Source organism: Streptomyces sp. Ru62 (genome assembly GCF_002920615.1).
Lineage (GTDB): Bacteria > Actinomycetota > Actinomycetes > Streptomycetales > Streptomycetaceae > Streptomyces.
Genome location: NZ_PQSU01000016.1, coordinates 1 through 14310 on the forward strand (window position 1 = coordinate 1; position 14310 = coordinate 14310).

Consider the following 14310-nt stretch of genomic DNA (forward strand, 5'->3'; position numbering starts at 1 on the left):
GCACCCTCTCGACGCGTCCACCCCACCACGCCCCTTCGCCCCCAGCACCCGGCGCCCCCGCATCCCCGCTCAGGCGCCGGACCGCGAAGATCGTCGTGTCGTCCTCCAGGCAGCCACCGCTGTGGCGCAGCACACCGTCGCGGACCCGGCGGACCAGGCGGCGCGGCTCCGTGCGACGGGGGTCCGCGCGGACCGCGCGGGACACCTCGCGGGCCAGCTCGTAGAACTCGCCGGGCTCGTCGCGGGCCTCGGTCACCCCGTCGGTGACCAGCAGCAGCGTCTCGTCGGCGGCCAGCCGCACCCGGTGCACGGGCGGCGGCCCGCCCGCGAGGTCACCGAGGCCGAGCGGCAGCCCGTCGCCACTGGGCAGCTCCCGGACCCCGCGCGGGCCGACGGCGAGCGGGGGTTCGTGGCCGAAGTTCGTGACGTCGATCGCGTCCGTGGTGCCCTCGGGGAAGGCGATGAGCACGGCGGTGGCGAAGCGGTCGCCGTCGTCCCGGCCGAGCGCGGCGGTGTGGGCGCGCTGCCGCCGCATCCGGGTCTCCAGGCGCTCGGCGACGGTCCGGAGGTCCTTCTCGTGGTACCCCGCCTCGCGGAACGTACCGAGCAGCGCCGCCGCGGCCTCCACCGCGCCCAGCCCCTTGCCCTGCACGTCACCGACGAGCACCCGGGTGCCGTGCGGACCGGGCTGGATGTCGTAGAAGTCGCCGCCCACCCGGGCGTCGACGTCGGCGGCCAGATACACGCCCGCGTGCTCCAGCCCGGCCCAGCACGGCGGCAGCGGACGCAGCACGGTGCGCCGGGTGGTCTCGGCGATGTCCCGCATGTGCCCGGCGTGCCGCTCCTGACGCACGCGCACGACCGCGGCCAGGGTGGCCAGGGCGCCGCCGAGGGCGACGAGGAGGAAGTCGCCGAATCCGGCCTGGTACTGGTCGGGCCAGGCGTTGTCCACGAGGACGTACGTCACCACGGACAGCACGCCGTAGGCCGCAGTCGTCCACACCCCGCAGATCGCGGCGGCGATGCCCGGGACCAGCACGATCCAGGTGATGATCCGGAACTTCTCGCCGGTGTTGAAGTCCAGCACGATGACACCGACGAGCAGCAGCAGGGGCGGCAGCCACGCGACGCCCGCCCCGCGGATCCGTAGCAGCGGGCGGCGCCGCCGCCCGTACTCCGTCTCCGTCACGGCGGCCGGCCCTCCATGTCCTTCAGCGAACCACGGGCGAGAACGGCGCGCATCCGGGCACCCGTCTCCCTCCTGGCCGACTTGCCAGGTCGTGCGCCCCGGTGTGCGCTGGACACGGGGGCGAGGAGAGAGAGGAGTGCCCTCATGGCTCAAGCGGCACCCACGCCCGGCGGAATGTCCCGGCCCGGACGCACGCCCGTGGCGGAGCGGCGGTCGTCCGACGTGGTCCGGCGCTCACCCGACGTCTTCGACGCGCGCACCCACGCGATGGGGCGGCTGGCCGTCCCGGTGGTGCTGGGGCTGATCTACGGCTACTGGGTGGCGGCCAACGACCGCGTCGGCGGCCCGATCACCGGCTCGAACCTGCTGCTCGGCTTCCTCAGCGCGCTGGTGTTCGCGGTGCTGTGCGCGGCCCTGCTGATCCTGTCCCCCCGTATGCCGCGGGAGGTGCACGCGCTGCTGTGGACGGCGTTCGTCGGCTGCGCGTTCGGCTTCCTCTACAACCAGCGGGGCAGCTTCATCCCCACCCAGAGCGGCAGCCAGAGCGGCGACGTGCCGCGGGCGGTGCTGATGTCGCTGCTGGTGTCGGCGGCCACCTTCGCCGCGTTCTTCTACCACTACTACACGCGGGAGGACGCGTTCGGACGCCGGATCCGCTGAGGACGCGTTCGGACGCCGGGCCGGGTGCCGGATCCGCCGGCGAGGCCGCGTCCCGGGCGGGTGTGCGTGGGCCCCGGCCGGTCGGCCGGGGCCCACGCACTCCCCTGTCTCCCCAGTGGCCCGCATCAGCCACTTCCTTCTCCCCAGCACCAGGAAACACCCGTTCGGGTGAAGCCTCCACCGGAGAGCGCCCGAACGCAGTCCTCCCGCTCGCGCCCCGGCCCCGCCGGCCCTTGCCTGGAAGCGTGCCCCCACGCATCAGGAGCGCCCTGTCGGCCGTACTGATCACCCTGTCCTGCCTCCTCGTGCCGTTCGGCGCGCTGGCGGCCTGGGCGGCGTACGGGCTCACCGACACGGGCCGGTACGTCACCACGATGGCGCCGCTCGCCGCCGACCCGGCCGTGCGGGAGGCCGTCGTGGACACGGTCGGCGACGGCATCCTGCGCGCGGTGGACGAGCATCTGGACATGCGCCCGGTACGCGGCTCGGTCCGGCCGTTCGTGCACGACGCGGTGCGCTCCTTCACCCAGACCCGCGCCTTCCGGCTGGCCTGGGACACCGGCAACCGGATCACCCACGACGCCGTCCTGCGCGCCCTGCGCGGGGAGGACGAGCGCGCCGTCACCGTCGACCTGGCTCCCGTCACCGCCCAGGTCAAACTCCAGCTCACCCGTGATCACGTGCCGCTCGCCGCGCACATCCCGGTGGAGCACACCGAGGTGCCCGTGCTCCCGGCGGACCGGCTGCCCACGCTGCGGAAGGGGTACCACGTGCTGGAAGTCGCCGGCTTCTGGCTGCCGGTGGCGGCCGTGGTCTTCGCCGTCGGCGGGATCGCGCTCGCCGTCCACCGGCGCCGGGCCGTCACGGCGACCGCCCTGGGCACGGCCCTGGGCGGCGCCCTGCTGGTCATCGCCCTGGACGTCGGCCGTGGCCTGACCCTGGCCGGCCTGCCCGCCGGTGTCCCCCACCCGGCGGCGGGCGCCGTCTACGACGCCCTGACCGGCACCCTGCGCACGACCGCCTGGCTGCTGCTGGGCCTCGGCCTGGCGGTCGCCCTCGCCGTCCGGCTCACCCGCCGCCTCCGACTGCCCCGCCGCACGCCACGCCGGCAAGCACCCCCGGCACCCGCCCCACCGCCCCGGGCCCGGACCTGACCCCACCCGGCACCCACCCCGGTCCCACGCGCCACCACGTCAAACCCCCGCCGGCCCCCGGCCCCCCTCACCATCCGGCTCACCACCCCACGCCACGCCGGCAAGCACCCCCGGCACCCGCCCCAACCGCTCCCCCCTCCCCCCACACACCGAGCCCCACCCGCCGACCGCCCGTCGCCCACGCCCGCCCGACACCCCGCGCACGACCCCAGACCACTGCCGGCCCCCGGCCCACAACTGACCGGCCCCCGCGCACAGCCGTCAAACCCCTGCCGGCCCCGTCCCACTCTCACACCCCGGCCGCCCCGCCCCGCGCGACCTCGGCGAGCGTCTCCAGTGCCCGTCCCAACCGCCCCTCCGACACCGACCCGAGTCCGAGCCTGACCGCGTCCGGTGTCCGGTTGGGGTCGACGCTGAAGGCCGTGCCCGGGGTGACGGCGATGCCGTGTGACCGTGCCGCCGCCGTGAAGGTGTCCGCCCGCCAGGGCGCGGGCAGCTCCCACCAGGCGAAGTAGGCGGCCGGGTCGGACCGTACGGTGAACCCGGCCAGTCTCTCGGCGACCAGCCGCTGCCGGCGCCGCGCGTCCTGCCGTTTGGCGGCCACCAGCCGGTCCACGGTGCCGTCCCCGAGCCAGCGCACGGCCGCCTCCAGCGCGAAGGAGCCCGCGCTCCACCCGCCGGAGCGGACGGCCCGCGCCACCGCCTCCACGCGGTCCTCCGGTACGACGGCGTAGCCGACGGTGAGTCCGGGAGCGACCCGCTTGGACAGGCTGTCGACGAGGTGAACCAGACCGGGCGCGAGCGCGGCGAGCGGGGGCGTGCCGCCGGTGTCCAGGAAGGCCCAGATCCGGTCCTCCACCACCGGCGTCCCCAGCCTGTGGACACAGTCGGCCAGCTCCCGCAGCCGCCCGGCGCCGATCGTGCGCGAGGTCGGGTTGTGCAGGGCCGGCTGGAGGTAGAGCGCGGACAGCGGCGCGCCGCGGTGGGCGGCGGCCACCGCCTCCGGCAGCGGCCCCTCCGCGTCCGCGGCGAGCGGCACGAGGACCAGCCCGAGGCGCGCCGCGATCTCCTTGACCAGCGGATACGTCAATGGTTCCACCCCGACCCGGCCGCCGGGCCGGACCAGCGCGGCGAGGGTGGCGGCGATGGCCTGGCGGGCGTTGCCGGTGAACAGGATCCGCTCCGGCCCGGCCCGCAGCCCGCTCCCGGCGAGCAGGGCGGCGACCGCCTCCCGGGCCGCCGGGGTGCCCGCCGCCGGGGCCGGCCGCAGCGCCAGGCCGAGCGCGTCCGGCCGCAGCAGCGAGGTCAGGGCCGGCGCCAGCAGCTCGGCCTGGCCGGGCACGGAGGGGTAGTTCAGCTCCAGGTTGACCAGCGGGGCGCCGGCCGCCTCGGTCAGGGCGATCCCGGGCTGCCCGCCCGGCGCGGTCGCCCGCACGAACGTGCCGCGGCCGACCTCGCCCACCACCAGTCCCCGGCGCACGAGTTCGGCGTACACCCGACCGGCCGTCGACGGCGCGATGCCCCGGCGGCGCGCGAACACCCGCTGAGGCGGCAGCCGTTGGCCGGGCCGCAGCCGTCCGGCGGTGATGTCGGCGGCGATCCGGTCGGCGATGCGCCGGTAGTCGTCCACAACTCCCCCTGTCCCCGCACCCGTTGGATTGCACCGAGGGCAAAGATCTTATTGCACCGAGTGACGACGGCACCCTAGGGTCGTTGCCATGCCCTCCTTCCTCGCATTCGAGGACAAAGACCCCGGAACCTCCTCCCGGGTCCCCCTCGTCCTCGTCCACGGCCACCCCTTCGACCGCACGATGTGGCGGCCGCAGCTCACCGAGTTCGCCGCGACCCGCCGGGTCATCGCCCCCGACCTGCGCGGCTACGGCGCCTCCCCCGTCACCCCCGGCAAGGTCCCGCTCGCCCGTCACGCCCAGGACATCGCGGACCTCCTGGACCACCTGGGCGTGGACACCTTCGTCCTCGCCGGCCTGTCCATGGGCGGCCAGATCGCCATGGAGTGCGCCGCCCGCTTCGGCGACCGGATCCGGGGCCTCGTCCTCGCCGACACCTTCCCCGAGGCCGAGACTCCCGAGGGCCGACGGGGCCGCGAGGCCATGGCCGGCCGGCTGCTCGCCGAGGGCATGCGCGGCTACGCCGACGAGGTGCTGGAGAAGATGGTCGCCCCCTACGCCGACCCCGAGGTCAAGACCCATGTGCACCGCATGATGACGGCCACCTCCCCGGAGGGTGCCGCCGCCGCGCTGCGCGGCCGGGCCGAACGCCCCGACTACCGCGCCCTGCTGACGACGCTGCCCGTACCCGCCCTCGTCCTCGTCGGCGCCGACGACACCTACACCCCGGTCGCCGGCGCCGAGGCGATGCACGCGTCCCTCCCCGACTCCGTCCTGCACGTCATCGAGGGCGCCGCCCACCTGCCCAACCTGGAACGCCCCGAGGAGTTCAACCGCGCGCTGGCGGAATTCCTGGCGCGGCTGGACGGCTGAAACGTAGGCTCGCTCGCGTGACCCAGCGCTCCGGCCGCGGGCCCGGCGCCTGGTGCGCCGGGCTGCTGCTCGCCGGGGTGAGCGTGGTCGTCGGCTGCCGGGTCGCCGACACCGACGGCATCACCCCCGTACCGCAACTGCTCGCCTTCCTGCCCTGGCTGCTCGCCCCCACCGGCTTCGCGCTGCTGTGCGCGCTGGCCGCCCGTTGGTGGCCGGGCCTGGTCTGGGGGGTCGCCGTCCTCGGCCTGCTCGCCTGGTACCTGGAGCCGTACGGCAAGACCGCCGAGCCAAGCGGGCCACCCCTCGCCCGGCTCCGCGTGCTCACCGCGAACGTCGAGTCCGGCCGCGGCACGCCCGCGCTGGTCGCGGTCCTGCGCGACCGGCGGCCGGACGTGGTCTTCGTCCAGGAGTGCGAGTCCGGCTGCCGGGCCGCCCTGGAAGGGGACTTCGCGAGCGTCTACCCGCACCGCCGGGCCGTCGAGGAGGACGGCTCCAAGGGCTCCCTCATCCTGAGCCGCTTCCCGCTCGGCCCCGCCGCGGGCGTCCGCGGCACGCTGGGCATGCCCGGCGCCGTGGCCGACGTACGCGGACACGCCGTACGCCTCCAGCTCGCCCACACCGTGCCGCCGCTGCCGGACCGGGTGGGCCCGTGGCGCCGCGAACTGGCCCGGCTCCGCGCCTTCGCCGCCGCCCACGACGACGGCCCCCTGATCCTCGCCGGGGACTTCAACGCCTCCCAGGACCACGCGGCCTTCCGGCGCGTCCTCGACACCGGCCTCAGCGACGCCGCCCGCCTCACCGGGCACGACCGCGCCCCGAGCTGGCCCGCCCGCACCGCCTCCGTCATCGGCGTCCAGATCGACCACGTGCTGGTGTCCCGGGACTTCACCGCGAGCGGCGCCCTCTTCCTGCGCGTGTCCGGCACCGACCACCGCGCCCTCGTCGTGGACCTCACCCTGCACGGGCGGGACCGAACAGTGCGCTGGCAGGCCCGAACCCTGCACGGGCGGGCCTGACCCGAATGGATCAACCCGGTGATAATGGGCGCATGTCCCGAGAGTTCCCCATCAGCCTCACCCCTCCCGACTGGCTGGTGCGGAACCTCAAACCCCAGCAGGCCCCCGTCAACGGGGCCGCCGTGGCCCGCGCCGCCCTCGCCATGGCCCTCCCGCTGGCGCTCGGCCTCGCCGCCGGCCGCCCGGCGTACGGCGCCCTCGCCTCCATGGGCGCCCTGTCCGGCGTCATCGGCGACACCGCCGACGCCTACCGCATGCGCGTCCTCAACATCGCCGTACCGCAGCTCTTCGGCGCGGTCGGCGTGACCCTGGGCACCCTGGTGTACGGGCACGGCTGGTACGCGGTGGCCGCGGTCACCGGCGTCGCCCTGGTCTCCGGCATGATCTCCACGATCGGCGCGGTCGCCTCGGTCTCCGGCCTGCTCCTGCTGCTGAACTGCGTGGTGGGCGCGGGGCTCCCGCTTCCCTCCCCCTGGTGGCTCGCCCCGACCCTGCTGACCGGCGGCGGCCTCCTCGTCCTCGGCCTCGGGCTGCTGGCCTGGCCACTGCGCGCGGGCGTGCCCGAACGCGCCGCGGTCGCCGCCACCTACCGCACGGTCGCCACCCTCCTCACCACCGCGGGCACCGACCGCACCGAGGAGTACGAGGAGGCCCGCCGCACCGTCACCCACTCCCTCAACGAGTCGTACGACCTGATCCTGGCCCGGCGCGCCCGCCACCACGGCCGCAGCCCGGACCTCACCCGCCTCCTCGCCCAGCTCAACGCGATCACCCCGGTGATCGAGGCGGCCCCCGCGGCCCACCTGGCGGCCCGCCCGCTCCCCCCGGAGATCCCGGAAGCCTTCCACCACCTGGCCGATGCCGTCGCCACCGGGGCGAGCACCCTCCCGCCCCTGAACCTCCCCGTCCCCACCACGGAAACCGCCCGGGCGGTGGACCACGCCCTGCGCCATGCCGCCGAGGTCGTCACCGCCCCCGACGTGGACCCCCGGGGCATCGACGACCGCCTCGGCCGGCCGGCCGCCCTCGGCGTCCGCACCGCCCGCGCGGCCCGCAACGTCGTCCTGTCCGCCAACTCCTGGCGCTACGGCGTACGGCTCGCCGTCTGCATCGGCATCGCGCAGGCCCTGGTCTCGCTGATCCCCGTCCCGCGCTCCAACTGGGTCGCCCTGACCATCACCTTCGTCCTCAAGCCCGACTTCGGCTCGGTCTTCTCCCGCGCCCTGCTGCGCGCCCTCGGCACGGTGGCCGGTCTGCTGATCGCGGCGGTGGTGCTGGCCGAGGTCCCGCTCGGCTGGTGGGACGTCCCCGTCCTCTTCCTCCTGGCCCCCCTGATCCCGGCCCTCACCCCCCGGGGCTACGGCTACCAGACCGCCGCCATCACCCCGGTGATCCTCATCCTGTCCGACGTCCTCAACCACCAGGGCACGGCGCTCCTGCTGCCCCGGCTGGCCGACTCCCTCCTGGGCTGCGCCGTCGCCCTGACCGCCGGTTACCTCCTGTGGCCCGAGAGCTGGCACACCCGGGTCGGCGACCGCCTCGCCGACGCGGTGGCCGACACGGCGGCGTACGTCGAGGCCGCCTTCGGCCCGCATGCCGACCCGCCCGCCCGGGCCCGCATGCGCCGCCGCCTCTACCGCGACCTGTCCGTCATCCGGACGGAATTCCAGCGGGCCCTGACCGAACCACCGCCGACCGGCCGACGCGCCGCCGCGTGGTGGCCGCTGGTCGTCGCCGTGGAACGGATCGTGGACGCCACGACGGCCGCCCGCGTCCGCGTCCGCCACGGGGCGGCGGCGCCCTCCTCGGCCGAGGTCGCCCAGGTCACCCTGCAACTGCGGGAACTGTCGGAGGGCGTACGGAACGCGGAGACCCTCATCGCCGTCCGCACCGACCTGACCGGCCCGGCGGGCAGCGTGCTGGAACCCCTGCGCCAGGAGGTCGCCGCGGCCCGCTCGATCGCGTCCCCGCGCTGAGCGCCCCCGTAATCCGGGGCCGCTAACCTTACGTGTCCGTCCTGGCCAGGGATTGACGGCTACACCTCACGAAGGGTTGCGCACATGGGCATTCTCACTCTCCTGCGGAACGCATTCGGCCGCTCACGCAAAGCACGAGCCACCGAGCCGGAGGGTGCGACCGAGACCCCCGCGCACACCCCCTCGGTCCCGGAACCCCGCCGCACTCCCGCCGAGGAACACGAACCGGCGGCAGCGGCTGAGCAACACGAACTGGTGCCGGCCGCCGAGGAACACGACCTGGTGGCAGCGGCCTTCGACAAGGTGAAAACCACCCCGGCCCAGCCGACGGACAACCCCGAGGAACCGACTCAGCCCACGGCCGCGGAGAAGCCCGAGGAACCGACTCCGGCCGGCACGGAGGAGCCGGCCCCGCCGAAGGCCGAGGAGGAGAAGGCCGAGGTGGAAAAGGCGGAAGAGCCCGCCTCCGCCCGGACCGAGGACGAGGTTGAGGAGAAGGTCGCACCGTCGGCCCTGACGGAGGCCGAGCCGAAGGCCGAGGAGACGACCGAGGAGACGACCGAGGCCGAGTCCGAGCCGGAGACCACCGAGGAGCCCGAGCCCCAGCCGGAGCCGGAAGCGGAACAGACGACCGGCTCCGCTGCCGAGGCAGAAGCGGAAGCGGAGGTTGCGGCTCAGGCGGAGGCGGACGTGGAAGCGGAGGCCCACGAAGCCGCCGCGGCGCCCACCGCCCCGCAGGCCGCCGACGGCGAGGACGCCCCACAGGGGCCACCCGCAGCCGACGACGAAATCCGCACGGGTGGTACGGGTGGGAACACGGACGCCGAAGGCGAAGCCGAGGCGGACACGGCCCCGGCGCCACAGGCAACCCGCGAAGCCGACGCGGACACGCCCCCGGCACCGCAGGCAACCCGCGAAGCCGACGCGGACACGCCCCCGGCACCGCAGGCAACCCGCGAAGCCGACGCGGACACGCCCCCGGCACCGCAGGCAACCCGCGAAGCCGAGGCGAACACGCCCCCGGCACCGCAGGCAACCCGCGAAGCCGAGGCGGACACGGCCCCGGCGCCACAGGCAACCCGCGAAGCCGACGCGGGTGACCAGGCCAAGCCCGCCAACACCCTCGCCAGGATCAAGTCCCGCACCCCCTCCCTCACCACCGCCTACAAGGCCGCCACCACCACCCTCAAGAAGACCGGCCTCACCGGCACCCGCGCCAAGGTCTACCTCGTCCTCGACCGCTCCGCGAGCATGCGGCCGTACTACAAGGACGGCTCCGCCCAGGCCCTCGCCGACCAGACCCTCGCCCTCGCCGCCCACCTCGACCCCGAGGCCACGGTCCACGTCGTCTTCTTCTCCACGGAGGTCGACGGCACCACCGACCTCACCCTCACCCCGGACCACGAGACGAAGATCGACGACGTCCACGCCGGCCTCGGCCGCATGGGCCGTACCAGCTACCACGCCGCCGTACAGGCCGTCGTGGCGCACTACGAGAAGAACGCCACCCCCGGCACCCCCGCCCTGGTCGTGTTCCAGACCGACGGCGCCCCGGACGCCAAGACCCCCGCCACCCAGTCCCTCACCGAGACGGCGACCAGCCACCCCGCCGTCTTCTTCTCCTTCGTCGCCTTCGGTGACCACGACAACAAGGCCTTCGACTACCTCCGCAAGCTGAAGACCGGCAACACGTCCTTCTTCCACGCGGGGCCGGCCCCGCGCGAGCTCACCGACACGGAGCTCTACGAGGGCGTACTGGCCACCTGGCGTCCGTGATCCCACCCGGGGGGTGGACACCCGTCCACCCCCCGAAACGCATGTGAGTCGATCTTCGGCGGGCCAGTAGGATTTCGACTTATGGCGGCCACTGGATCCGAGAAGCAGGGTGGCAAGGCGTACTACGTCTCCACCCCCATCTACTACGTCAACGACGCTCCTCACCTGGGCCACGCCTACACGACCGTCGCAGGCGACGTGCTCACCCGCTGGCACCGTCAGCGCGGCGAGAAGGTGTGGTACCTCACCGGCACGGACGAGCACGGTCAGAAGATCATGCGCACGGCCGAGGCGAACGGGGTCACGCCCCAGCAGTGGGCGGACAAGCTCGTCACCGAGGCCTGGAAGCCTCTCTGGGAGCACCTGGAGATCGCGAACGACGACTTCATCCGCACCACGCAGAAGCGGCACACCGACCGCGTCCAGGAATTCGTCCAGGACCTGTACGACAAGGGCGAGATCTACAAGGGCGGCTACGAGGGCCCGTACTGCGTCGGCTGCGAGGAGTACAAGCTCCCCGGTGAACTGCTCGACGGCGAGGGCGAGTACGCGGGCCAGAAGCTGTGCCCGATCCACAAGAAGCCGGTGGAGATCCTCAGCGAGGAGAACTACTTCTTCAAGCTGAGCGAGTACACCGACAGGCTCCTCGCCCACTACGAGGCCAACCCGGACTTCATCCAGCCCGAGTCCGCGCGCAACGAGGTCGTGAACTTCGTGCGCCAGGGCCTTCAGGACCTCTCCATCTCCCGCTCGACCTTCGACTGGGGCATCCCGATCCCCTGGGACGACAAGCACGTGATCTACGTGTGGGTCGACGCGCTGCTGAACTACGCCACGGCGGTCGGCTACAACGAGAACCAGGAGAAGTTCGAGGCCACCTTCCCCGCCGACGTCCACCTGGTCGGCAAGGACATCCTCCGCTTCCACGCGGTGATCTGGCCCGCCATGCTGATGGCCCAGGGTCTCCCGCTCCCCGGCAAGATCGCGGCCAACGGCTGGCTGATGGTCGGCGGCGAGAAGATGTCGAAGTCGAACCTGACCGGCATCAAGCCGCAGGACCTCACCTCGCACTTCGGCGTGGACGCCTACCGCTGGTACTTCCTGCGGGCCATCGCCTTCGGCCAGGACGGCTCCTTCTCCTGGGAGGACTTCTCCGCCCGGTACACCTCCGAGCTGGCCAACGACTTCGGCAACCTCGCCTCCCGCGTGGCCGCCATGGTCGGCAAGTACTTCGGTGGCACGCTGCCGGAGTCGGCCGCCGACGGGGAGGCGGAGAAGGCGGTCCACGACGGTCTGGCCAAGGCCGTGGCCGAGGCGGACCGCCGCATCGGCGAGCAGCTGGACTTCCAGGGCGGCATCCTGGCCGTCTTCGACTTCGTCAAGCAGGTCAACGGCTACATCACGGAGCAGGAGCCGTGGAAGGTGGCCAAGGACGAGTCCGAGGAGGGCAGGGCCCGCCTCGCGACGATCCTCTACACGGCCGCGGAAGCCCTCCGTGCCGTGGCCGTGCTGCTGAACCCGGTCATGCCGGAGACCTCCCAGAAGCTCTGGGACTCCCTCGGCGCGGAGGCCGGCCTCGGCGCCCTGGCCGAGCAGCGGGTCCAGGAGGCGGGCGAGTGGGGCAAGCTGCCGGCGGGCTCCACGATCACCAAGGGCGCGGTCCTCTTCCCGCGTCTGGAGGAGAAGCCGGCCGTCTGACCCGTGACGTGAGCGGCAAGGGCCCGGGGAGCGTGCGCTCCCCAGGCCCTTCCGTCGTGAACCGAGAGGTCAGTTCCCGGACGCGTACGTCACGAAGTCCCCCCATGCCTCCCGGACCTTGTTGACGTCCTCCTTCATCGCCGAGAGCAGCCCACCCGCCCCCAACACCTCGTCCGCCCTGTCCAGGTACTCCGGCCGGGGAATCCGCTTCCCGGCCTCGATCTTGTAGACGAGGTCCTCGCCGTATCCCACGGCCTTCCCGAAGTCTCCGGCCCGCATCCCCACCGCCACGCCCCACTCGTCGTCCGGGTCCACCTCCCACCCCGACTCGTCAGCCTCGGTCCTCAGCTGCCGGAGCTCGCCGTCCACCGCCATGCGCGCGCCCCTCCGTCGTGCCGCCTCGTGCCAGCCACGCCCTACCCGTACGCGACGCTAGAACAAGCCCGGACACCACCGGACCACGACAGGACGGTCACCGGGACCTGACCGCCCGCGCCCCGGTCCGACCTGCGCTCCCTATGCACTACCCACTGGGGAGAAAGGACCCCGCCAAGCCCCACCCCTCCCTCCCGCCGGGCAAACTCACTCCCGCGAGTGAATATGCCAAGTGGGCTGGATTCGCGACCGGTTGGCTGCCCTGGGCTCGGCGCCAGCAGCACACAGGCATCCCCAGACATGGGACGGCCCTCGCCGGGACTGGCATTCCCAGTGCGAGGGCCTGACCACCGAGGAAGTAAGGCCCTTCCCGATGGACACCGAAAACCCTAGCGCGCCGAAGCCCGTTCAGTCCCGTATCCGGGGCAAGAACCACCCCGAAGGGCACCGGCCCGCCGGCGTCACGCACGACCACGTCCGCCACACCGAGAACTTCACGGTGATCGGCAACGACCTGGCCCAGCACCCCGAGCTGTCCCTGCTCGCCATCGGACTGGCCTGCTACATCCAGTCGGTCCGGCCGGGCACCGCCGTGGACATCAAGACCCTCGCCGCCCGCTTCCCCGAGGGCCCGACCCGTATCGCCACCGCCCTGCGGGAGCTGGAAGCGCACGGCTACCTGCGCCGCACCCGCGAGCGCACGCCCACCGGCCGGATCGTCACCCGCACGGTCTCCTGCAACCGGCCCGGCCACCACGCCGCCCGGGAGACGACCGCCCGCAGGTCGGCCACCCCGCGCACGTCCCCCGACGAGCCCGCGCCACGTAAACGCCGCCTGCCCGCGGTGCCCCAGCCGTCGTTCCCCGCCGCCGTCCTGCTCCGGACAGCCCTCGACGTCCTCGCCGGCCTGCGCCGCCACGACCCCCGCCTGCTGCTGTCCGTCACCGACGCCGAGCACCTCGCCCCCGGCGTGGCGGCCTGGCTGGAACGCGACCTCACCCCCGCCGCCGTACGGCACGCCCTGACCGCGAACCTGCCGGACGAGCCCCTGATCCGCCCGGCCGCCCTCCTGGCCCACCGCCTGGCCGCCCAGCTGCCGCCCCTGCCGCCGCTCCGGCCAGCGACTGCACCAGCCCCGCAGCCCCGGCATCCCCTCCAGACCTGCGACGGCTGTGACCGCGCCTTCCGGGCGCCTGAACCGGGCCGGTGCCGCGACTGCCGGTCCGATCCGCCTCCCGGAGGCCGCCTAGCATGAGAGCGACGATCCTTGCCCCTGGGCACAGACGACGAGGAGCGAGCGCCATGACCATCGCCCCGGACAACGCGCGGCAGGGCGCCTCCCACCTGTACCGGGCCATGCGCGACTTCGTGGAGTCCACCGACGGCACCCTCCCCGGCAAGTTCGAGATCACCAAAGAAGGAATCGTCCTCGACCTGATGTCGCCTGTGCGGCCGCACGAGCTCACCGCGCTCCGTCTCCGGAAACGCCTGGAGAAGGTCATGCCCGAGGAGATCGTGGCCCACACGGGCGAGCCCGACGTCGAGATGGAGCCGGAAGGCATCATGCGCCGCCCGGACATCATGGTGATCGCCGAGGCGGACATGGAGGGAGAGGGGGCCTTCGACCCCCGTACCGTCATCGCCGCCGTCGAGATCGTCTCGCGGTCCAACCCGGACAACGACTGGGTCACCAAGTTGCGCGACTACCCCCTGATCGGCATCCCGGTCTACGCGATCTTCGACCCTCGCACCGGAACCGGCGCCGTCCTCACCGACATCCACGCCACCCCCGACGGCCCCCGCTACGCCACCCGCAAGGACTTCGTCTACGGCGAGGACGTCACCATCGGCGACTGGACCATCTCCACCGAGGGCCTGCCCCGCTACGAGGCAGGAGGCGACGGGCAGCGGTAGGGCGGTAGGACCGACTCGGAGACGGCCCGCCGCCCCGTCCTGTCCGGGAAA

General features: G+C 73.6%; 11 protein-coding genes and 1 pseudogene. 9 read left to right on the forward strand and 3 right to left on the reverse strand.

Features of this window, described 5'->3' with window-relative positions:
• A partial coding sequence (locus C3492_RS22105; RefSeq protein WP_258055820.1) for a PP2C family protein-serine/threonine phosphatase occupies nt 1-1189 on the reverse strand: 1189 nt, incomplete at its 3' end.
• A gap of 144 nt (nt 1190-1333) precedes the next feature.
• Here C3492_RS22105 and C3492_RS22110 point away from each other — a divergent pair.
• Together C3492_RS22110 and C3492_RS22115 are read left to right on the forward strand one after the other, a co-directional pair.
• Entirely contained in the window at nt 1334-1849 is a 516-nt protein-coding gene (locus tag C3492_RS22110) for a hypothetical protein (RefSeq protein ID WP_181140491.1), read from the forward strand.
• A 245-nt stretch (nt 1850-2094) separates the two neighbouring features.
• Nucleotides 2095-3003: a hypothetical protein gene (locus C3492_RS22115; protein WP_103813504.1), complete on the forward strand. Its 909-nt coding sequence runs from the start codon at nt 2095-2097 to the stop codon at nt 3001-3003.
• A 289-nt stretch (nt 3004-3292) separates the two neighbouring features.
• On the opposite strand, the gene C3492_RS22120 is transcribed toward C3492_RS22115, so the two are convergent.
• Nucleotides 3293-4633, reverse strand: coding sequence for a PLP-dependent aminotransferase family protein (locus C3492_RS22120; RefSeq protein WP_103813505.1), 1341 nt, complete (start codon nt 4631-4633; stop codon nt 3293-3295).
• Nucleotides 4634-4721: 88 nt separating this feature from the next.
• Here C3492_RS22120 and C3492_RS22125 point away from each other — a divergent pair, with 88 nt between their 5' ends.
• From C3492_RS22125 to metG, 5 genes are all read left to right on the forward strand, one after another.
• The gene (locus C3492_RS22125; protein WP_103813506.1) at nt 4722-5504 is read left to right on the forward strand and encodes an alpha/beta fold hydrolase; all 783 of its coding nucleotides are present in this window, start codon (nt 4722-4724) and stop codon (nt 5502-5504) included.
• A 17-nt stretch (nt 5505-5521) separates the two neighbouring features.
• Nucleotides 5522-6520: an endonuclease/exonuclease/phosphatase family protein gene (locus C3492_RS22130; RefSeq protein ID WP_103813507.1), complete on the forward strand. Its 999-nt coding sequence runs from the start codon at nt 5522-5524 to the stop codon at nt 6518-6520.
• A 32-nt stretch (nt 6521-6552) separates the two neighbouring features.
• Nucleotides 6553-8496: an FUSC family protein gene (locus C3492_RS22135; RefSeq protein ID WP_103813508.1), complete on the forward strand. Its 1944-nt coding sequence runs from the start codon at nt 6553-6555 to the stop codon at nt 8494-8496.
• A gap of 84 nt (nt 8497-8580) precedes the next feature.
• Entirely contained in the window at nt 8581-10272 is a 1692-nt protein-coding gene (locus C3492_RS22140; protein WP_181140492.1) for a VWA domain-containing protein, read from the forward strand.
• 81 nt (nt 10273-10353) lie between these two features.
• Nucleotides 10354-11970, forward strand: a complete 1617-nt coding sequence (gene metG, locus C3492_RS22145; RefSeq protein WP_103813509.1) for a methionine--tRNA ligase — start codon at nt 10354-10356, stop codon at nt 11968-11970.
• A 111-nt stretch (nt 11971-12081) separates the two neighbouring features.
• Here the strand turns inward: metG and C3492_RS22150 are convergent.
• Nucleotides 12082-12345: pseudogene (locus tag C3492_RS22150) on the reverse strand (helix-turn-helix domain-containing protein); the annotation flags it as partial.
• Nucleotides 12346-12718: 373 nt separating this feature from the next.
• Here C3492_RS22150 and C3492_RS22160 point away from each other — a divergent pair.
• Entirely contained in the window at nt 12719-13600 is an 882-nt protein-coding gene (locus C3492_RS22160; protein ID WP_103813510.1) for a helix-turn-helix domain-containing protein, read from the forward strand.
• 47 nt (nt 13601-13647) lie between these two features.
• A complete protein-coding gene (locus C3492_RS22165) occupies nt 13648-14259 on the forward strand; it encodes a Uma2 family endonuclease (RefSeq protein ID WP_103813511.1) in 612 nt (203 codons plus the stop codon).
• Nucleotides 14260-14310 lie beyond the last annotated feature (51 nt).